Genomic DNA, 19242 nt, shown 5'->3' with positions numbered 1-19242 from the left:
CGGGCTGGGGCGTCACGCGGTGGCCGGGAACGCCTCGGGCAGCCCGTCCAGCCCGGCCAGTCCGTCCGCGTCCAGGCCGTAGATGTCCTGGAGCCACTTCTCCTGGTAGACGGTGTCCAGGTAGTGGTCACCGAGGTCCGGGGAGATCGCCACGCCGACGATGTCGCGCTCCGGCCGGTTCTCCGCGATCCAGCGCCGGGCGCCGCTGAGCACGGTGCCGGTGGAGCCGCCGAAGACGTAGCCGTGCCGGACCAGGCGGTGGCACATGCGCAGGGTGTCCGGCTCGGGGACGTGCACCACGGCGTCCACGTAGGACTCGTCGAGGAGCTGCGGCCGGACGCCGGCGCCCAGGCCGGGGATCATGCGCGGGGCCGCCGGGGTGCCGAAGGTGACCGAGCCGACGCTGTCGACGGCGACGACGGTGACCGAGGGCTGGTTCTCGCGGAAGTAGCGGGCGCAGCCCATCAGGGTGCCGGTGGTGCCGGCGCCGATGAAGAGCACGTCCAGGTCGGGGAACTGGGCGGCGATCTCGGGCCCGGTGGTGCGGTAGTGGCTCGTCCAGTTGCCGAGGTTGGCGTACTGATTGAGCCAGGCGTAGCCGTCGCCGCTCGCGCACAGTTCCCGTACACAGCGGATGCGGGCGCCGAGCAGGCCGCTCTCCGGGTCGGGCTCGGTGATGATCCGTACCTGGGCGCCGAGGTTCTCCATGCGCTGGCGGTTGGCGAGGGTGCAGCGGCTGTCGGTGACGCACACGAAGCCGTAGCCCTTGCTCCTGGCCACCAGGCTCAGGGCGACGCCGAGGTTGCCCGACGACGATTCGACGAGGGTCATGCCGGGCCGCAGGGTGCCGTCCCGCTCACCGCGGGCGATCATTTCCACGGCGGCCTTGAGCTTGATCGATCCGGCGAAGTTGAATCCTTCGCACTTGAGGTAGAGATTCTCTCCGAGGACGCTGTTCAGGTCGACGAAGAGATCCGGCACATTGAATTCGTGCGGGGCGGATATAACGGGCACGTCCGGTCCTCCCAACCGCAGGCGTGTGGTCCTGTCGTGGGGCGGCGGTTATTTCTTTCCGTGCCGGGACAGTTCGTGGAAGAACCCGTCGACGGCGTGCAGGCCGCCGTCGGCCGCGAGTTCGTCGTAGACGTGCTTGGCGACGGTCAGGTCCAGTACGCCGAGTCCGAAGGGCGAGAAGACGACGGGGCGGTCCCGCGGAATCTTCACCATGCCCGTCATCACGTTGTGCAGGGTGCCGTTGATGAAGTAGCGGTTGCCGACCTCCTGCTCGACGAGGTGCACGGAGGTGTCGGCCTTCATGACGTGCTCGACGTCGTCCACGAAGTTCGACGACGCCTTGATGACCTCGGGGCCCAGGTCGCGCAGCGAGACGTGCAGTACCACCGGGTTGTGCGCGAACCAGGCCGGGCTGGTGACGTGCGGGGTGCCGGCGACGGTCGCGAAGACGACCAGGTCGCTGTTGCGGATCAGGCTCTCGGCCGAGTCGTGGATGACCGTACGGGCCGTGCTGCCGGCGCCGTTCAGGTGGTTCTCGAAGCCCGCGGCGTACTCGTCGCTGAGGTCGTGGACGCCGATCTCGTCGAATTCCCAGCCGGTGCCGGCCAGGTAGGTGTGGATGTAGCGGGCGATCAGGCCGGTGCCGATGAACCCGACGCGCTTCGGGCGGCCGCGCTCGCGGGTCAGCCAGTCGGCGGCCAGCGCCGCCGACGCCGCCGTACGCACCGCGCTGATGATGGAGCTCTCCATGCACGCGAAGGGATAGCCGGTGTCGCGGTCGTTGAGAATGAGCACGGCCGAGGCGCGCGGCAGGCCCGAGTCGATGTTCTCGGGAAAGCTGGATATCCACTTGATGCCGTCGACACCGACGTCGCCGCCCACCGAGGCGGGCAGGGCGATGATGCGCGCCGACGGCCGGTCCTCGAACTTCAGGAAGTACGACGGGGGATTGACGGTGTCGCCGACGCCGTGCACGCGGTAGGCGTAGTCGACCAGGTCGACGATCTGCTTTTCCTGCCCGTGCAGAACTCGGGAGACCTGCTCACCCGAAACGACGGAGAACGACGGTACCTCAGTGCCAGAGGAGGGCATGGAAACTCCACCATGGGTCAGGGACTGACGGGGCAGCGCGGGGCGCGGGCGCGTCAGGGGGCATCGGTGCCGGGAAGCCACACTTCCCGACTCCACTGACAGTTCGATGACCAGTCGATTACCGCTCCGGCTGCCCGCGCGGTGGCCGGATTCGTCATCGGTCCGTCACTGGGACGTCAGGGGACGGCGGTAAGGTCCGGTTCCTAGAGGCGCTGTGTGCGGTGGGCGGCGTCCACGACCGGCTGCCGCGGGGAGGCCCATGATGCGTGTCGTCCTCGGAGAAGACCTGTTCCTCCTGAGGGAGGGCATGGAACGTCTGCTGACGGCCCATGACTGCACGATCGTCGCGTCCGTCGACAACGCGCCGGAGCTGCTGCGCGCCCTGCTCGACGAACGCCCCGACGTGGCCATCGTGGACGTACGGCTGCCGCCCACCTTCACCGACGAGGGCATCCAGGTGGCCCTGGAGGCCCGCCGGCAGATCCCCGGGCTGCCCGTCCTGGTCCTGTCGCAGTACGTGGAGCAGCTGTACGCCCGCGAACTGCTGGCCGACGGCACGGGATCGGTCGGCTACCTGCTCAAGGACCGGGTCCTGAACAGCGGCCAGTTCATCGAGGCGGTCCGCCGCGTCGCCGACGGCGGCACGGCCATGGACCCCAAGGTCATCGAGCGGCTGCTGCACAACGGGTCGCGCCGGGAGCCCCTGGGCAACCTGACCCAGCGAGAGCTGGAGGTGCTGGGCCTGATGGCGGAGGGCAAGTCCAACGCCGGCATCGCCGAGTCGCTGTTCGTCACGGACAAGGCGATCGGGAAGCACATCAACAACATCTTCAGCAAGCTTCAGCTGCTGCCGTCCAAGGACGACAACCGGCGGGTGCAGGCCGTCCTGACGTACCTCAACAACGACTCGTCCCGGGTCGGCGCACTCTCAAGGACGGCCCCCGGGGCGACCGGGCCGGGCTCCGGTGCGCCTCTCGGCACGGCGTCCAGAGCGCCTAAGGCCCCGCCGCGGCTGCCGCCCGGTGCGTTCGCCACTGCCTGACCTCCACCCGTACGGGCCGCGCCGTCGGCCCGGCCGCCACGGCGAGCGCCGCCGTATAGCCTTCGCCCGCCGGTACGCCCGTCAGCGTCCACCGTCCTGGAACGCGCCCTTCGGCGTCGTGCACCACGGCGCCGTCGCGGAGCCCCGGCCCCACCGGCAGCCGCAGACCGTGCACCATGCGCCCGCCCGCGGCCTTGACCCACGCTTCCTTTCGGGTCCACAGCAGTGCGTAGCGCGCGGCCGATTCGTCGTGGTCACGCGCCGCGCGCACGTACGCCGCCTCCTCGGGCCGGAACCAGCGCTCTGCCTTGCCGGACCGGTCGGCCGGGCGTACGCGCTCCACATCGATACCGACGGCGCGGTGTGCGGCGACCGCCAGCAGGGCGAGGCCACCGGAGTGCGAGAGATTGAAGCTCAGTTCGGGGTGGCCGGCGAGGGCGGGCTTGCCCCAGCGGCCGTAGGTGTGGCGCAGGTGCTGTGGTGGCCGTCCCACATAGGCGCCGAGAAGCGCGCGGGCGGCGCCGTGCGCGATACAGAAGCGCGTGCGGTCGTCAGGCAGGGCACGTGCGCAGCGCTGCCGCTCGCCGGGGCCGAGCAGGGCGGCCAGGTCGCTGACGAGGTGGGGCGGAGCGGACAGCGGTATCCGCCAGACGTGCACCGTGCCGTCCGGCGGACCTTCCGTATCCGTACCCGTCACGCCGTCGCGGCCCCGAAGTCGACGACGCAGAAGGAGAGTTCGCCGCCCTTCTCCTCGTCGGTGCCCTGCGGTACCCAGTCGGCGAGGACGACCGGGCGCCGCCGCACGGCGAGGTCCGGCAGCCGTTCGGCCAGCAGGGCCCAGACGCCGCTGCACGGGAACTCGCCGGACGCGGATTCCACCGTCACCCCTGGCGGCACGGTGACCCGCTCCGGGTCCAGGCCGCCGCCCAGGAAGAGCGCCGACAGGCCGCCGGGCAGCGCCTCGCCCAGCAGGGCGTGGGCGTCCGCGCGTGTCAGTCCCCCGTACTGCCGCACTCCGGTCGGGGCCCCGGGCCCGTCGGCGGACAGCAGCAGCGCCGCCGCGCCGTCCCGGGCGTCCTCGCCCTGCCGGGGCGGTTCCGGGTTCGCGGGCGTCGTCGTCTGGTCGATGACCGCGACCAGGGTCCGGCCGGCCCTGCCGTCGGCGGCGTACTGCCCGGCCAGCCGCAGCGCCGTGTACGGCGCCGCGTCACCCTGGTCGCACAGCGCGAAACCCGGCGGCATACCCGGCAGCGCGTCGGTCAGGTACGAGATCCCCGAGACCCGGGGGTCGAAGTCCGGCACGGCCGAGGCGACGACGACCAGATCGACGGGGTCGGGGTCCGGCTGCGGCGGCAGCGCGTCGAGCAGGCCCCGCGCCATGTCGGTGAACGTGTTGCGGTTGGCGCGCTCGAAGCGCTCCTGGTCGAAGACGGTGCCGTACAGCTCCGCCATGTCGGAGTAGACCCGGACCAGGTAGGGGTCGGCGGGGGCGGGCGTCCGGCCGTCGAAGGCGCGGTGCGCCGCCCCCGTGAGGCGGAGCGTCACTGTGCGGCGGCCACGTACTCGGCCAGCGTGCGTACGGTGGCGAAGTGGCTCATCTCCAGCTCCTCGGTGTCGAACTCGACGTCGAAGACCTCTTCGAGGCGCATCAGCAGGTCGAGGACGCCGGTGGAGTCCAGGCCGTAATCGTCGAAGAGCTTGGCGTCGGGGCCGAGGTCGGGCAGCTCGCGCTCCAGCACGTCGCCGAGCGCCTCGCGGACGGCGGTGATCGTCTGGTCCTGCGCGGTGCTCTCAGCGGTCTGCGGCATGTCGGTGTCTCCTTGCGGGGGTCGGTCGGGTCAGTTGGCGGTGTCGGCGGCGGGCGCCTCGTCCGTGTACAGGCGCTGGCGCCGCAGCAGGTCCTCGGGGTGCTCGCGCTCGCCGATCAGGTGGTCGCGGCCGCCGGTCACCAGCACCTCGGCCGGGTAGCCGTGGCTGAGGAAGTGCACCGGCGAGGCGGTCGGCCCGTACGCGCCGGAGCGCAGCACGCCGATGAGGTCGCCCGGCCGCAGCGGCGGCAGCTGGACCTTCTTGCCGAGGGTGTCGTTGGGCGTGCACAGCGGGCCGGTGATGTTCCAGCTCTCCGTCTCTTCCCCGCCGGCGCGGTCGAGCAGCCGGATCGGGAAGTTGCGCTTGACGAAGGAGCCGATGCCGACGGCCGCCATGTGGTGGTTGGTACCGCCGTCGACCACCGCGAAGTTCTCGTGCATCGAGGTCTTCACGTACCGCACGCGCGAGACGTAGGTGCCGTACGGGGCGGTCAGGTAGCGGCCGAGTTCGTTGATCAGCCGGGTGCCGGGGTGGCGTGCGGCGAACTCCTCGACGACCGGGTTGAGCAGCGCGGTCAGCCGCTCCTGGTCGAGGTCGCGCTCCCCGTCGAAGTACGCGACGCCGAAGCCGCCGCCGAAGTCGACCAGGTCGAGGGCGAAGCCGAGCTTCTCCGACAGCCGCTCGGCGAGGTCGAGGATACGGCCGGTGTTCTCGGCCACGACCTCCTCGCTGAGGATGCGGGTGCCCATGTAGACCTGTACGCCCATGAGGCGGACGTTGGCGTGGCGGCCGGCCAGGTCGGGCCGGTCGAACAGGACGGTCTCGTCGATGCCGAACTGGCGCGGCTTGCCGCCCATGGTCAGTCCGGAGCCCTTGACCGCGAAGCTGGGATTGACGCGCAGCGCGACCGGGGCGGTGATACCGCGCTCGCGGGCCAGCTCGTCGATGATCTCCAGCTCGCCGAGCGACTCGCAGACGATGGCGTAGATGCCCTCGTCCAGGCAGGCGGCGATCTCGGCGCGGCTCTTGCCGGGGCCAAGGAAGATGATGTCGCGCGGCGCGATGCCCGCCCGGCGGGCGGTGACCAGCTCCGTCATGGAGGAGATCTCGGCGCGGGCGCCCTGCGCGCCGAGCAGGGCGCAGATGGAGACGTTCGGGTTCGCCTTGAGCGAGAAGAAGATCTCCACGCGGGGGTGCATGCGGTCGCGCAGCGAGCGGAAGTTCGCGGCGAGCGCGTCACCGTCGTACACGTACATCGGCGTGCCGTGGCGCTCGGCCAGCTCGGTGATGCCGATGCCCTGGATCTCGTACTCAGCCGGCATGGACGGCTCCTTCCGTCACCGCGGCCAGCCGGGCGGTGATCTCGGTGTCGATCGCGTTGACCTGGTCCGCGGTGTCGCCCACGACCAGGCCGTACAGCCGCCCGTCGGCGGTGGCGCCGGGCTCGGCGAGGGTCTGCACGGCGGCGTTGACGGTGGCGTAGTTGTTGACGAGCAGTCCGGCGCCGTCGGGGCGCTCCAGCAGCAGGCCGTCGAGCGTGCGGCGCAGCTCGTCAAAGGGCAGCGGCGCGCTCAGTTTGAGCGGGTAGTGCCGGGCGAGGGCGATACGGCCCTCGCCGACGAAGGCTTCCTGGAGCCGCACCTGATACGTGGACATGTTGTTGCGGGCGTTGATCTCGATGACCGGGAAGACCGTGCCGTCCGGCAGCAGCAGGGCGTCCATGCCCGCGACGCCGAAGTAGCCGTCGGCGGCGAGGCGCGCGCCGATGCGCAGGCCGGCATCGGTGATCTCGTCGCGCTGGGCCGGGGTGAGGCGGGCGGGCATCCGGTGGCCCTTGTGCGTGCCGTTCTCGGTGATCGCTTCCTTGACGAAGTCGAACCGCACCGAGCCGTCCCGGCCGACCGTGACCTGGTAGTTCAGGTCGGTCTGCTTGGTCACCCACTCTTCGAGGACCAGCCCGGCCCGGTCGCTGCCGGACGCCTCGGCGCGAGTCAGCACCATGCGGTGCACCCGGTCGAGCCGCCGCTCGCTCTCGATGACCATGATGCCCTTGCCGGACACGCCGTAGGCGTCCTTGAGCACCAGCTTGCGGCCCTGCGTCAGGAGTTCGCGGGCCTCCTCGACGGCCTGCGTCAGCTCGGCGACGGTGTCGCACGCCCAGCCCCGGGCCTGGCCGATGCCCAGCTCGTCGGCGACCCGGCGGCTGTAGATCTTGCTGTTGACGTCCTTGCACACCGCGGCCGTCGGGTGGGCGAGCGGCAGCCCCGTACGCTCCGCGAGCTGCTCCTCCACGGCGGAGACGCCGTGCGCGTACAGCATCAGTCCGGCCCCGGCCCGGGCGAGTTCAGCGTGCAGCGCCGGGTCGGCCAGCGCGTCCTGGGAGACCGTACGCGCCGGATCGGACTCGGTGACGACGTGCACGGTGGGCAGTGCGAGGCCCAGGCCGCGCAGGTACGCCAGGTAGCCGGCGTCCGGCCGGGCCTTGAGGACGACGTGGTCGCCCTCGCCCGCCAGCAGCATGGCGAACTCGTCCATCGAGTTCACCACCGCGCCGCCGCCGGTGAAGCCCATGCGCGGCAGGCCGGGTTCGCCGACCGCCCACTGTTCCTCGACCTCGAAGTTGCCGAGGAAGACGAACGCCGCCGTCCCGTCCCCGGCCACGGCCGCCTTCAGACGGGCGGTGAAGCCCGGCAGCAACGATTCCATGATGTCCCCTCGCCCGGTGTGGCCGGTCAGTGCTCGACGACCATCGCCGAGAACGTCGCGCCGAGTCCGACGGCGGTCAGCAGATACCGCGCGCCGGGGCGCAACCGGCCGAGCTGTCCGGCCGTCCCGTAGTTGATGAAAGGGTCCGCACTGAAGCAGTGGCCGGTCACCGGGATGTTGTCCAGAAAAATGCGTTCCACAGGAAGTCCGAGCCGGTCGGCGACCGCTTTCCAGGAAATGGTGTTGACGCTGTGCGGAATGACCAGATCGATATCGCCGAGGGTGATCCCGGCATTCTCACAGGCCGCCAGCAGCACGTCGGCGAGCGCCGTCGGGTAGAGCTTGTTGAACTCCGCGGACGACGCCAGACCGGTCACGACATCGTCGTGGTAGCGCCCGTGCAGGTGCACGGCCCGGCCGAGCACCCGGTCGCCGTCCGCCGCCCCGCCCTCGCGCACCAGCACGGCCGCCGCGGCCTCGCCGCCGATGTTGCTGCGCGGTACGCACCGGGCGACCGGCGTGAAGGTCTTCTCGCCGGCCAGCAGCAGCGCGAGCGCGTCCGGGTCACCGTCGGCCGCCAGCAGCCGGCCGCACAGGTCGACCGCCTGCAGGCCGCTGGCGCAGGCCTGGCCCGTCACCGCGAGAGCGGTGGCGTTGACCAGGCCCAACTCCCCGGCGACGCGCCGCAGGGCGCTGGTAGGGTTCGGCCTGCTGTTGGGGAAGGTACGGGCCTGGACGACGTACCGGACCCGCTCCTCCTGCCCGCGCAGCGCGTCGAGCTTGTCCGCGGCGGCGAGCAGCAGACCCTCCTCGTCACGCTCCGGGTCCCGGCACACCGCGGCCAGCCCGTAAAAGCGCTGGAAGCGGCGGATCATCCCCGCGTCGAGCGGGGAATCCTCCCGGAGTTCGGCGATCGGCACACTCGGGGGGAGGTACGTTGAAACAGCTGCGAATGATGTCATCCGGCCGCTCCGGAAAGTCTCGGCACGCGCGCGCTCCCCGTCTGTTTGTCTTTTCCAGCGATGCGCTTTCCGGGCCAGTCTGGCCAATTGTGCTGACAGTCCAGTGACCGGTTGATGACGGACCCGCCGTACGCGGGCGTGTACTGCGGAAATCCCCGAAGTCCGGTAGTGCTAGCACTACTTCCGCAGGCGTCCTAGTACCTGTGCGCGCCCCGAGCCGCACCCCTGAGCATGGAGAACGCCCTTCCCGGCCCGGCCCTTCGGCCCCGGGAGGGAACCCGGGACCCGGGTGAGGAGCGACAGAGAGGTGGACCGGTGGGTGTGACGGGCCTGAAGGCGGCCGTGGGCAGGATGGCGGGCTGGAGCGCGGGGCATCCGTGGCCGGCCCTGGCCCTGTGGCTGGTGGTCGTCGCGGTGTCCACGGCAGGCGGGGCCCTGGCCCTGCGCACGCCGGCCGGGGACCTGTTCGGCGGCGGCTCCACGGGCCGGCGCCTGCTCTGGTACGCCCTCGCCGGCTGCGCCGCGGTCCTGCTGCTGCTCGTCGCGCTGCTCGCGGCGATCACCCCGGCCGTGGTGGCGCTGCTGGTCAGCCTCAGCGCCGTCGCCGTCGCCATCGGCTGGTGGAGCGTGGTGGCCCGGCTGTTACCCGGGCAGTCTCCGTCCGCCTCCGTCTTCGCCCTCGTCGCCGTGCTGGGCACGGCGCTCGGCGTCACGTACTGCCTGCTCTATCTGTGGGCCGAGCGGCAGGCCCGGCGGCACGGGGCGCGACGCCCGCGCGCCGCCGACACGGCCGCCGCGTCCAGCCGGGCCGTGCTGCTCTCCAGCCTGGTGACGGTCGCGATGGTCGGCGGGCTCACCGTGTCGGGGGACGCGATGCTCTCGGCGGTCGCGGTCGGCGTGTTCCTCACCGTCGCCGCGGTGATGCTGGCCGCGGTCACCGCGCTGCCCGCGGTGACCGCCCGTTTCGGGCGGCGGCTGGGCTGGCCCCGGCTGCCGGTCCTGTGGCGGCTGACCTACCGGCTCGGCCCGCCGCGGCTGTGGCCGCTGCTGCTGCGCCCCGGCACCCGGCGGCCCGGCTGGACCCTCACGGCCTCGGTGGTGCTGCTCGCCGCCCTGGCCCTGCCGCTGGCGTGGTGGCGCCCGGAACTCCCCGGCCATCCGGCCGCCTTGCTGCACACCGCCGAGGCCGCACGCGCGCACGGCATCCCGGCCTCGACCATCGTCGCGGTGATCGCGTCCACCGTGCTGCTGGGCTTCGCCGCGCTGACCGCGGTGTTCCGGTCGGCGCCCGCGGCCGTCGCCGTGACGGTCCCCTGTGCCCTGGCCTCCGCGGCGGCGTGCGGCGCGGCGACGCTGATCCTGCGGGCGTGGAAGCCCGGGCAGGCGCCCGGCTCCTGGGGCCACAGCACCCCCGCGGCCTGGGCGCCGCTGCTCAGTTTCGCCCTGGCGCTGGCCGTGTCGGTCCTGCTGCTGCGCCACGTCGTCCTGCGGATCACCGAGCTGCGGGGCGCCGGCATGTCCCCGCGGGAGGCCACGGCCCGCGCGGTCATCTCCACTTCGGACGGTGTGAGCGTCACCGCCGTCATCATGAGCACCGTCTTCCTGCTCGCCGAGCGCACCGGGTCGGTCGAGGTGGGGCGGCTGAGCGTCGTCCTGGTGTGTGCCGTGGTGCTGACGGCCACCGTCGTACGGGCGTTCACGCTGCCCGCGCTGGCCGTGCTGCTGACCGGCAGCCGGTTCTGGTCCCGCGACGACGCGCGGCACCCGGGGCATTCCCTCCCCCAGAAGTAGGCCTAGCACCACTGATTCCCGGCGCCGCGCGTCGGACGATGGTTACGCACGACGCCGGGACCGCCCTGCACCGAGCACAGACACGGAGACGAGTGAGATGTCCGAACATTCGAAGAACGCCGCGAGCGGTGCGCGTCAGGGACGCAACTGGTTCACCGCCGGCTGGATAGCCATGGGCCGTGGACTGACCATGTTCTTCCTCGGTCTGCTGGCCGTCTTCCTGGCCTGGTTCGCCCTCGTGGGCATGTCTTTGACGCTCCTCGGTTTCGGCCTCTTCCTCGTACCCGGCCTGGTCGCGGCGCTGCGCTGGTCCGCCAACACCCAGCGCCGCCTGACCGGGAACAGCGGCGTGACCATCGCCGAGCCGTATCCGCCCACGCCCCGTACGGAAGGCGGCTGGAAGGGCGCCTGGCGCAAGTGCGAGGCGATCTTCACGGACAGCGCGACCTGGCGCGACATGCTGTGGGCACAGTGCGCCGTCACCGTGACCGGCCTCTTCGCGATCATCCCGTTCGCGATGCTCGCCCACGGCCTCTTCGGCATGGTGCTGCCGTTCATCTGGCAGCCGGTGATCGAGGCCTGGGACGGCACCTGGTACATGTTCGTGCCGGTGCGCAGCCAGGACGCCGCCTGGATCGCCGGCGGCCTCGGCCTGATCGAGATCCCCATCGGCCTGCTGATCGCCCCGTACGTACTGCGCCTGCACGCCCGCATCACCCACTCCCTGCTCGCGCCCACCGCCAAGGCCGAGATGGGGCTGCGCGTCGAGCACCTGTCCCGCACCCGCACCGACGTCGTCGACTCCTCCGCCGCCGAGATCCGCCGCATCGAGCGCGACCTGCACGACGGTGCGCAGGCCCGGCTGCTGGCCATGGGAATGAAGCTGGGGGCCGCCGAATCGCTTCTGGACGAGAACCCGGAAGCCGTCCGCACGCTGCTGGCCGAGACCCGCGACGCCTCCGTACGCGCTCTGGAGGAGCTGCGGGACCTCGTACGGGGCATCCACCCGCCGGTGCTCGCCGACCGCGGCCTCGTGGACGCCGTCCGCTCGCTCGCGCTGGAGAGCCGCCTCCAGGTCCAGGTGACCGCGAACCTGCCGTCCCGCCCGGAACCGGCCGTGGAGTCCGCCGCGTACTTCGCCGTGTGCGAGTTGCTGGCCAACGCGACGAAGCACTCCGGGGCGCGCCGCGTACTGGTCGACATCCAGTACCGGGCCGGGGCGCTGGCGATGAGCGTCACCGACGACGGCAACGGCGGCGCCGGCCTGGAGTCCGGCAGCGGCCTCCAGGGCATCCAGCGGCGGCTGGCCGCCTTCGACGGCACCCTCGGCATCAGCAGCCCGATCGGCGGCCCGACGACCGTCAGCCTCCAGGTCCCCTGCACCCTGACGGTCATGCCCTGACCTGCACACCGTCACGCGGGGCCCGGGCCGGTCACCGGCCCGGGCCCCGCGCGTTCGGCGGCCGGGCGCGCAATCGGCCGGGACGCCCAGACTTCAGGGCCGGTAACCGGCCCCTCTTGCTTATTGGCTTGCGAAGCCGCCGCCGCCTGTCCTTATCTGATCGGGTGATCCCCGCGACCCCCGACACCCCCGCAGCCCGTCCAGCCACCCGCGACGACCTTCCCCGCATCCTGCGCACCCTGGACCGCGCGTTCGCCGATTACGCCTTCACGCGGCACACCATCGCGGCCGACGGTCACGCCGACCGCCTGCACCGCTTCAACGAACTCTTCGTCACCCGCGTCGGTCTGGACCACGGGCGGGTGTGGGTGGCCGACGACGGTGACGCGGTGGCGGTGTGGACCACTCCGGAGACCGCCGGAGCGGGTGAGGTCTTCGGGGAGCTCGGGCCGCGGTTCGCGGAGATCGCCGGGGACCGGGCCGAGGTGTCCGCGCAGGCCGAGGCCGCCATGGGCGTGCACCGTCCGGCCGGACCGGTGTGGTTCCTCGGCTCGGTGGGTGTCGACCCCGGGCGCCAGGGCCAGGGGCTGGGCGGCGCGGTGATCCGCCCCGGGCTCGAAGCCGCCGAGGCGGCGGGGCTGCCCGCCTTCCTGGAGACCTCCGACGCACGCAACGTGCGCTTCTACGAGCGCCTCGGGTTCGAGGTGACCGCCGCGTACCCGCTTCCCGGCGGCGGCCCGCGTACCTGGGCGATGTCCCGCGAGCCGGGCGTCTGACGGCAGTTCGCCGTCGTCACCGGCCTCGGGCCGCCTTTTCGGGAGGCGTTGGAATGTCCACCGCGGCAAAAGCGTTCAAGGGGCATCCACTTGCACCCACCGGAGGCCGCCCCCATGCCGCAGACGACGGACCGACGCGCCGGGGAACCGGCGCCCACCGCCGCGCACCCCCGGCCCGACTCCACCGCAGCGTCCCCCGAGGCACCCCGGGGGACCCGGCGGACCGGCAGCGGCGCCGTCGTCCCCGTACTCGCCTTCGCCGGCATCGTCGTCGCCGTCATGCAGACGATGCTCGTACCGGTCATCAAGGACCTGCCGGCCCTCCTGGCCACCGCCCCCAGCAACGCCACCTGGGTGATGACCGCGACGCTGCTGACCGGCGCCGTCGCCACCCCCGTCATGGGCCGGCTCGGTGACCTGTACGGCAAGCGCCGGATGTTGCTGACGAGCCTCGCGTTCATGGTCGTCGGCTCGCTGATCTGCGGCTTCACGGTTGACATGGCCACGATGCTGGTGGGCAGGGCGCTGCAGGGCTTCGCCATGGGCGCCATCCCGCTCGGCATCGGCATCATGCGCGACGAACTGCCCCGCGAACGCCTCGGCTCGGCCATGGCGCTGATGAGCTCCTCCATCGGCGTCGGCGGCGGCCTCGCGCTGCCCGCCGCGTCCCTGGTCGCCCAGCAGGCCGACTGGCACGCGCTGTTCTTCGGCGCCGCGGGTCTGGGCGTACTGGCCATGCTGCTCAGCGTCGCCTTCGTCCCCGAGACCTCCGTACGGGCCACCGGCCGGTTCGACGTACTCGGCGCGATCGGCCTGACCGGCGGCCTGGTCTGCCTGCTGCTGCCGGTCACCAAGGGCAGCGACTGGGGCTGGGGTTCGCCCACCACGCTCGGCCTGCTCGGCGGCGCGGTCGCCGTCCTGGTCCTGTGGAGCGTCTTCGAACTGCGCACCGTGGCACCGCTGGTGGACCTGCGGACCACCGCCCGCCGCGAGGTGCTGCTCACCAACCTCACGTCCATCATGGTCGGCGTCGCCTTCTACGCGATCTCCCTCGTCCTGCCGCAGCTCCTCCAGCTCCCCGCGTCCACCGGGTACGGCCTGGGCCAGTCGATGGTGGTGGCGGGCCTGTGCGTGGCACCGCTCGGCCTGACGATGATGCTCACCGCCCCCGTGTACGCCCGGATATCCGCGCGGCGCGGCCCCAAGGCCACCCTCATGCTCGGCATGCTGATCATCGCCGTCGGGTACGCCGCCGGGCTGGGCCTGATGAGCGCGGCCTGGCAGACCGTGATCATCTCGGTCGTGGTCGGCGCGGGCATCGGCCTGGCGTACTCCTCCCTGCCCGCCCTGATCGTCGGCGCCGTCGACCCCTCGGAGACCAGCGCCGCCAACGGCCTCAACACCCTGATGCGCTCGATCGGCACGTCCGTGTCGAGCGCCGTCATCGGCATGGTGCTGGCCCACATGTCCGCACCGGCGGGCGCGGTCCCGGTGCCGACCATGGCCGGCTTCCGCACCTCGTTCGTCATCGCCACCGGCGCGGTCGCCGTCGGCCTCGTGCTGGCGGCTTTCCTCCCGTCGCCGCGCGCGGCGTCCCGCCCCCAGCTGCTCGCGCGGAGCGGGGAGGAGACCGGGGAGTTCGAACTGGTCGTTCCGGAGGGCGGGGAGCAGGATGCTCCCACCACGGCGGTGTCCCGGACGGACACCGCGAAGGCCCCTGGCACCGCGGACACCGCGGGCGCCACCACGCCCGCGTCCACCCACGTCACCTCACCCCGGCCCGGCTCCCGCCGCGTCCACGGCATTCTCCTCGGGGGCACCGACGGCACGCCGCTCGACGGCGGACGCGTGGTGCTCACCGACGCGTACGGCGAGGTCGTGGCCACCACGACAGCCGACGCGCAAGGCAGTTGGGAGCTGACCGGACTTCCGCCCGGGGACTTCACCCTGGTACTGAGCGCCGCCGGTCACCGTCCGCACGCGCGCTCGCTCATGTCCTCCGGCACACCCGGACGCCAGGATGCCCGGCTCGTCCCGGAGGCCGCGGTCCGCGGCACCGTACGGGACCCGCACGGACGCCCGCTTCCGGACGCCACCGTCACGCTTCAGGGTCAGGACGGCTGCCTCACCGTCCACACCGTGACCGGCCCGGACGGCACCTTCGCCGTCACCGGCCTCGCCTGCGGTGCCTACACCCTGACGGCCGCCGGCTTTCCGCCGTACGCCGACCGGGTCACACTCGCCGCGGGTGACCGGGAACGCCGCCTCGACTTCGACCTCACCCATGAGGCCGCCAGGAGGCCGCTTCCGTGAGCCGGTTGCTCCGGCACCTGAGCGGTCGCGCCCAGGCGCACGCACTCGGTACGGCTCAGGCCGGGCAGAGAACGCGCTCGGGGCGACGGGCGGCGGGCACCGCGCCGCGGGCCGACGGCACCGCGGTGGGGCGGGCCGGCGGCGCTCCCACGGGCCCGGTGTACGGGGCGGGGGCATCGAAGGCGTCGGACTGCACGCAGCGGGAGCTGGGCGCCGCGCCGTGCGCCTCGGCGTGGATGCGCTGCTTCATCGTCGGCGGCAGGGTCCGCCCGTACATCATCCGGGGCGCGGCGAACAGCGGCGCGGCCGGCGGATGCCCGAAGTCCCGTCCCTGGTCACGGGTTTCGGGGTCGGCGGTCTCCCACGCCGCGTCCGTCCTGCTGCCGGGCGGCGCGGCCGCCTCCCGCACTCCGGACGCGCTCGTGGCCCCGGCGGCGAGCGCTGCGGCCGTGCCGTGCGCCTCCTCCTCGGCCGGGGCGGGGGCAGCGGAGGAAGCCGTGGCGGGGGTGCGGAACCCCAGCGCGGCGAGGAACTTGAGGATGACGACGGTGAAGGCGGTCCAGAGTCTCGTGACCTTGGTGGCGGCCATGATCCCTCTCTTCTCTGCTCGGTCCTGCTCGGTCCTGCGATGGTTCGGGGCCTCGGGGCGGTGCCGCGGTGAAGCGGTGGCACAGCGCCACTGAGGCGCTTGTCCCGATGACCGATTTGCGTACTTTCCTCATGATGTGTAGGCGCGACAGGAAGACGAGGACCGACGACCGCGATTCGCCGTTCTTCCGATGAACACCACCCGGTCGGCCGAGTCGGGGCGGCATCAGCCGATCGGACCGCCCGGGTGGCGGGCCCCGGCCCGGCCGCCGACCCTGACCGGGCCCGCCGCACCCCGGGGCCCCGGCGCCGGGAATACGCGCCCCGCGCGAGCGGGCCGCCGCGGGCCGATTGCACGGTCCGGGACGCGGACGCCCCCCGTTGGGGTGGCGGCGGTCGAGACGCCGTGTGGTGGTCACCTGGGGTTCACCGTGGGCTGGTGGGCTTCGCTGCGTCGGCATCCGGCCGACGTGCGAAGAGGAGAACTGAACTCATGCGAAGACTGCGCCTGTCCCGCCGCAGCGTCCTCACCGGTGCCGCCGTGGTGCTCGCCACCGCCGCGGCCGTGCCCGCGGGAGCCGCCGCGTTCGGGTCCGCGGACCAGGCGGAGCGGGCGGTCAGGGGTGGCGCGGCGAAGAACGTCATCCTGCTGATCGGTGACGGGATGGGCGACAGCGAGATCACCCTCGCCCGGGACTACACCGTGGGGGCAGCGGGCCGGCTGAACATGGACAGGTTCCCGATGACCGGCACGTACACCACGTACGCCGTCGACCGGCACAAGAAGCCGGACTACGTCACGGACTCCGCGGCCAGCGGCAGCGGCTGGGCCACCGGCCACAAGACGGTCAACGGCCGGATCTCCAAGACGCCGGACACCGACAAGGCGCTGCCGACGATCCTGGAGCTGGCGCAGAAGAACGGTTACGCCACCGGCTCCGTCACCACCGCCGAGCTGACCGACGCCACCCCGGCCGTGCTCGCCTCCCACGCCACCGACCGCAGCTGCCAGGGCCCGGCCGACATGGCCAAGTGCCCCACCGACACGATCGGCAAGGGCGGCCCCGGCTCGATCGCCGAGCAGAGCGTGAACCACAAGGTGGACGTGCTCCTCGGCGGCGGCAGACAGCGCTTCGACCAGAAGATCACCGAAGGTCCGTACAAGGGCTTGACGGTGGCCGAGCAGGCCCGCAAGCTGGGCTACCAGGTCGTGACCGACCGGGACGGGCTCCAGCGGGTGCGCAGCGTCGCGGGCGGCAAGCCGGTGCTCGGGCTCTTCGCGCCGGGCAACGTGCCGGTGGAGTGGACCGGCAAGCCCGCCGCCGTCGGCGGCACCGCCCCGCAGCGCTGCACGACCTCCAACCCGCAGCGGCCCAAGGGCACCCCCGCCCTGGACGAGCAGGCGGCCAAGGCCATCCAGCTCCTGGAGAAGAAGCAGCGGGCGCAGCGCGGCCACGGCCGGGACAAGGGCTTCTTCCTCCAGGTCGAGGGCGCCTCGATCGACAAGCAGGACCACGCGGCCGACCCCTGCGGGCAGATCGGTGAGACCGCGGCGTTCGACCGTGCGGTGAAGGTGGCCCGGGACTACGCCGCCAAGCACCCCGACACGCTCGTCGTCACCACCGCCGACCACGGCCACTCCAGCCAGATCGTGCCGCTGGAGGCCAGCCCGCCCGGCCTGTCCTCGACGCTCGTCACCGACGAGGGCGGCAAGCTGAAGGTCAACTACTCGACGAACACGCCGGGCACGTCCCAGGAGCACACCGGTACGCAGGTCCGGATCGCCGCGCAGGGCCCGCAGGCGTACCGCGTGCTCGGCGTCACCGACCAGACACAGCTGTTCTCGACGATCCGCGGCGCGCTGCGCCTGCGGTGACGGGCGGGCAGCGGGTTCAGCGGGTTCCGACCATCTGAATCTCCCGAGGGGGGCTTTCGGGGGAACGGGGGGATGCGCAGGGCCGGGGCCGGTGCCCCGGCCCTGCGCACGTTCAGGGCCGCAGCGGCCCGTACCGCCTGCGCTCGCCGCTCGCCAGCGACACCAGCCAGGCCACGGCGATCAGCGAGATCAGCACCAGCCCGCCGACGGAGAACAGCGTGAACAGGTGCTGCTGCGCGCGGGACGGATCGGGCAGGTAGCCCTGGTCGAACAGCACGCGGTCCAGTCCGGACGTGGTCAGCCGGGCGACCAGCCAGAGCGCGATGCCGTGCATGGAGTCCCACAGGGCGTGCAGCAGCGAGACGCCGAGATACGCGCCGGTCACCGGCCCGGCGAAGCGGAACCGCCCGTCCGGCTCGCGGAACCTCAGCAGGACGCCGCCCGCGATCGCCGTCCACAGCCCGTGCCCGAAGGGCGCCAGCAGGCCGCGCAGGATCTCCGTCTCCAGCAGCGCCCGCAGGTTGAGGCCGTCCATGGTGACGACGGCGTTGAAGGCGTACCCGGAACTCTCGAACGCGGCGAACCCGAAGCCGACCGCGGCGCCCAGCACCAGCCCCGCCCGCAGACCCCGCAGGAGCGGCCACCGGCGGACCACGAACATCAGCGCGCACAGCTTGGCCGCTTCCTCGATCAGCCCGACGCCGACGAACATCCACAGGGAGGGGTCCAGGAGGTAGTACTCCATCACCGAGGCGCCCAGCACTCCCAGGACACCGCCGACGACGAAGCAGCTGAGCAGGGTGTGCGCGCCCAGGGCGCGGCCGTCTTTCTCGTACGCCCACAGGACGAAGGTGACCGGGACGAGGAAGCTGCCGAGGAGGATGAGGGTGGGCAGCAGTGTGGTGTTGCGGGTGGCGTAGGTGACGACGGCGGTGAGCACCCAGAGCGCCAGGCCGCCCCACAGGCACCGTTTCCACAGGCCGGGGCGGGCGGGTGCGGGCGGGAAGCCGGACGGGTCCTCGGGCCCGGTGGGCGGCGGGCCGGGCGCGGCCGGCGGTGGCCCAGGTGCGGCGTGCGGCGGGACGGAACCCATGGAACCCCCTTCATCGAGCCCGTTTTGCCCCACATTACGATCAGTTGAACGGGTGACGCAGCTCGAACCGCGAGGCCACACCCCCGCCCTGGCGCGCCAGAATCTACAAGCCTGTAGATTTTACTTGCGCATGACTCGACCAGCAGCGATGCGCGGCACCACGCGGGAACGACAAGGAGATCCACATGGCTCTGTGGGACCGGATCAAGGATTCCGCCCAGACGATGCAGACCCAGCTCGTCGCGAAGAAGAACGAACTCAAGAGCGGCGCCTTCCGGGACGCGAGCATGGCGATGTGCGCGCTCGTCGCCGCCGCCGACGGACACATCGACCCCTCCGAGCGGCAGCGGGTGGCCCAGCTCATCGCCACCAACGAGGTGCTGCAGAACTTCTCCGCCGACGACCTGCGCCGCCGCTTCGACACTTACCTGGACAAGCTGACCGCCGACTTCGACTTCGGCAAGGTCGGCCTCATGCAGGAGATCGGCAAGGTGAAGAAGAAGCCGGTCGAGGCGCGTGCCGTCATCCAGATCGGCATCGTCATCGGCGGCGCCGACGGCGACTTCGACAAGACCGAGCAGGCCGTGGTGCGCGAGGTCTGCTACGCGCTGGACATCCCGCCGGCCGAGTTCGACCTCTGAGCCGACGCCTTTCCCGGCACACGGCTCCCGGCATACGGCGGCGGGGGGGGGGGGGGGGGGGGGGGGGGGGGGGGGGGGGGGGGGGGGGGGGGGGGGGGGGGGGGGGGGGGGGGGGGGGGGGGGGAGGGGGGGGGGGG

The 19242-nt window shown here is 72.2% G+C and carries 16 protein-coding genes and 1 pseudogene; 7 read left to right on the top strand and 10 right to left on the bottom strand.

The window, feature by feature from the left end:
- Positions 1–12: 12 nt before the first annotated feature.
- Entirely contained in the window at positions 13–1014 is a 1002-nt protein-coding gene (gene sbnA / locus ACZ4Z1_RS35945) for a 2,3-diaminopropionate biosynthesis protein SbnA (protein ID WP_468490873.1), read from the bottom strand.
- Positions 1015–1062: 48 nt separating this feature from the next.
- The gene (sbnB, locus tag ACZ4Z1_RS35940) at positions 1063–2106 is read right to left on the bottom strand and encodes a 2,3-diaminopropionate biosynthesis protein SbnB (protein WP_468490872.1); all 1044 of its coding nucleotides are present in this window, start codon (positions 2104–2106) and stop codon (positions 1063–1065) included.
- Positions 2107–2368: 262 nt separating this feature from the next.
- Here sbnB and ACZ4Z1_RS35935 point away from each other — a divergent pair.
- Positions 2369–3007 (top strand): annotated as a pseudogene (locus ACZ4Z1_RS35935) (response regulator transcription factor); the annotation flags it as partial.
- Between the two features lie 94 nt (positions 3008–3101).
- Here the strand turns inward: ACZ4Z1_RS35935 and ACZ4Z1_RS35930 are convergent.
- Genes ACZ4Z1_RS35930 through ACZ4Z1_RS35905 form a run of 6 tightly spaced genes read right to left on the bottom strand, consistent with a single transcriptional unit; the run spans position 3102 to position 8583 of the window.
- Complete coding sequence (locus ACZ4Z1_RS35930) at positions 3102–3845, bottom strand: 4'-phosphopantetheinyl transferase family protein (protein WP_468490871.1); 744 nt, start codon at positions 3843–3845, stop codon at positions 3102–3104.
- Positions 3842–4693 (bottom strand): hypothetical protein, encoded by an 852-nt coding sequence (locus ACZ4Z1_RS35925; RefSeq protein ID WP_468490870.1) that lies wholly within the window; start codon positions 4691–4693, stop codon positions 3842–3844. Before ACZ4Z1_RS35925 ends, ACZ4Z1_RS35930 begins: the two co-directional genes overlap by 4 nt.
- Positions 4690–4956, bottom strand: coding sequence for an acyl carrier protein (locus ACZ4Z1_RS35920; protein ID WP_468490869.1), 267 nt, complete (start codon positions 4954–4956; stop codon positions 4690–4692). The genes ACZ4Z1_RS35925 and ACZ4Z1_RS35920 overlap by 4 nt, the downstream gene beginning before the upstream one ends.
- A gap of 30 nt (positions 4957–4986) precedes the next feature.
- On the bottom strand, positions 4987–6279 hold the full coding sequence (locus ACZ4Z1_RS35915) for a type III PLP-dependent enzyme (protein ID WP_468490868.1): 1293 nt from the start codon (positions 6277–6279) through the stop codon (positions 4987–4989).
- Complete coding sequence (locus ACZ4Z1_RS35910; protein WP_468490867.1) at positions 6269–7663, bottom strand: preATP grasp domain-containing protein; 1395 nt, start codon at positions 7661–7663, stop codon at positions 6269–6271. The genes ACZ4Z1_RS35915 and ACZ4Z1_RS35910 overlap by 11 nt, the downstream gene beginning before the upstream one ends.
- Positions 7664–7689: 26 nt before the next feature.
- Positions 7690–8583, bottom strand: a complete 894-nt coding sequence (locus ACZ4Z1_RS35905) for a 3-oxoacyl-[acyl-carrier-protein] synthase III C-terminal domain-containing protein (RefSeq protein ID WP_468490866.1) — start codon at positions 8581–8583, stop codon at positions 7690–7692.
- A 363-nt stretch (positions 8584–8946) separates the two neighbouring features.
- Between ACZ4Z1_RS35905 and ACZ4Z1_RS35900 the strand changes: the two genes are divergently transcribed.
- The 4 genes from ACZ4Z1_RS35900 (at position 8947) to ACZ4Z1_RS35885 (ending at position 14907) form a co-directional block, all read left to right on the top strand.
- On the top strand, positions 8947–10416 hold the full coding sequence (locus ACZ4Z1_RS35900; RefSeq protein WP_468490865.1) for an MMPL family transporter: 1470 nt from the start codon (positions 8947–8949) through the stop codon (positions 10414–10416).
- A 97-nt stretch (positions 10417–10513) separates the two neighbouring features.
- Entirely contained in the window at positions 10514–11818 is a 1305-nt protein-coding gene (locus tag ACZ4Z1_RS35895) for a sensor histidine kinase (protein ID WP_468490864.1), read from the top strand.
- 164 nt (positions 11819–11982) lie between these two features.
- Positions 11983–12594, top strand: a complete 612-nt coding sequence (locus ACZ4Z1_RS35890; RefSeq protein WP_468490863.1) for a GNAT family N-acetyltransferase — start codon at positions 11983–11985, stop codon at positions 12592–12594.
- Between the two features lie 114 nt (positions 12595–12708).
- Complete coding sequence (locus ACZ4Z1_RS35885) at positions 12709–14907, top strand: MFS transporter (protein WP_468490862.1); 2199 nt, start codon at positions 12709–12711, stop codon at positions 14905–14907.
- 55 nt (positions 14908–14962) lie between these two features.
- Here the strand turns inward: ACZ4Z1_RS35885 and ACZ4Z1_RS35880 are convergent, their stop codons facing one another.
- Complete coding sequence (locus ACZ4Z1_RS35880) at positions 14963–15496, bottom strand: DUF6344 domain-containing protein (RefSeq protein ID WP_468490861.1); 534 nt, start codon at positions 15494–15496, stop codon at positions 14963–14965.
- Positions 15497–15988: 492 nt separating this feature from the next.
- Here ACZ4Z1_RS35880 and ACZ4Z1_RS35875 point away from each other — a divergent pair, with 492 nt between their 5' ends.
- Complete coding sequence (locus tag ACZ4Z1_RS35875; protein ID WP_468490860.1) at positions 15989–17371, top strand: alkaline phosphatase; 1383 nt, start codon at positions 15989–15991, stop codon at positions 17369–17371.
- A gap of 112 nt (positions 17372–17483) precedes the next feature.
- On the opposite strand, the gene ACZ4Z1_RS35870 is transcribed toward ACZ4Z1_RS35875, so the two are convergent.
- Positions 17484–18464, bottom strand: a complete 981-nt coding sequence (locus ACZ4Z1_RS35870) for a PrsW family intramembrane metalloprotease (RefSeq protein WP_468490859.1) — start codon at positions 18462–18464, stop codon at positions 17484–17486.
- Positions 18465–18649: 185 nt separating this feature from the next.
- Between ACZ4Z1_RS35870 and ACZ4Z1_RS35865 the strand changes: the two genes are divergently transcribed.
- Positions 18650–19105 (top strand): tellurite resistance TerB family protein, encoded by a 456-nt coding sequence (locus ACZ4Z1_RS35865; protein WP_468490858.1) that lies wholly within the window; start codon positions 18650–18652, stop codon positions 19103–19105.
- Positions 19106–19242: the final 137 nt, after the last annotated feature.

This window comes from Streptomyces sp. NPDC030165 (assembly GCF_055573595.1).
Note: the sequence above shows the minus strand (reverse complement) of the source record. Positions and strands in the feature narration are given on the sequence as shown.

Excerpts from the sequence above, each read along its gene's own strand:
- ACZ4Z1_RS35885 (WP_468490862.1), top strand. The coding sequence starts at position 12,709 with ATGCCGCAGACGACGGACCGACGCGCCGGGGAACCGGCGCCCACCGCC.
- ACZ4Z1_RS35875 (WP_468490860.1), top strand. The coding sequence starts at position 15,989 with ATGCGAAGACTGCGCCTGTCCCGCCGCAGCGTCCTCACCGGTGCCGCC.
- ACZ4Z1_RS35910 (WP_468490867.1), bottom strand. The coding sequence starts at position 7,663 with ATGGAATCGTTGCTGCCGGGCTTCACCGCCCGTCTGAAGGCGGCCGTG.
- ACZ4Z1_RS35895 (WP_468490864.1), top strand. The coding sequence starts at position 10,514 with ATGTCCGAACATTCGAAGAACGCCGCGAGCGGTGCGCGTCAGGGACGC.
- ACZ4Z1_RS35865 (WP_468490858.1), top strand. The coding sequence starts at position 18,650 with ATGGCTCTGTGGGACCGGATCAAGGATTCCGCCCAGACGATGCAGACC.
- ACZ4Z1_RS35915 (WP_468490868.1), bottom strand. The coding sequence starts at position 6,279 with ATGCCGGCTGAGTACGAGATCCAGGGCATCGGCATCACCGAGCTGGCC.
- ACZ4Z1_RS35870 (WP_468490859.1), bottom strand. The coding sequence starts at position 18,464 with ATGGGTTCCGTCCCGCCGCACGCCGCACCTGGGCCACCGCCGGCCGCG.
- ACZ4Z1_RS35920 (WP_468490869.1), bottom strand. The coding sequence starts at position 4,956 with ATGCCGCAGACCGCTGAGAGCACCGCGCAGGACCAGACGATCACCGCC.
- ACZ4Z1_RS35880 (WP_468490861.1), bottom strand. The coding sequence starts at position 15,496 with ATGGCCGCCACCAAGGTCACGAGACTCTGGACCGCCTTCACCGTCGTC.
- sbnB (WP_468490872.1), bottom strand. The coding sequence starts at position 2,106 with ATGCCCTCCTCTGGCACTGAGGTACCGTCGTTCTCCGTCGTTTCGGGT.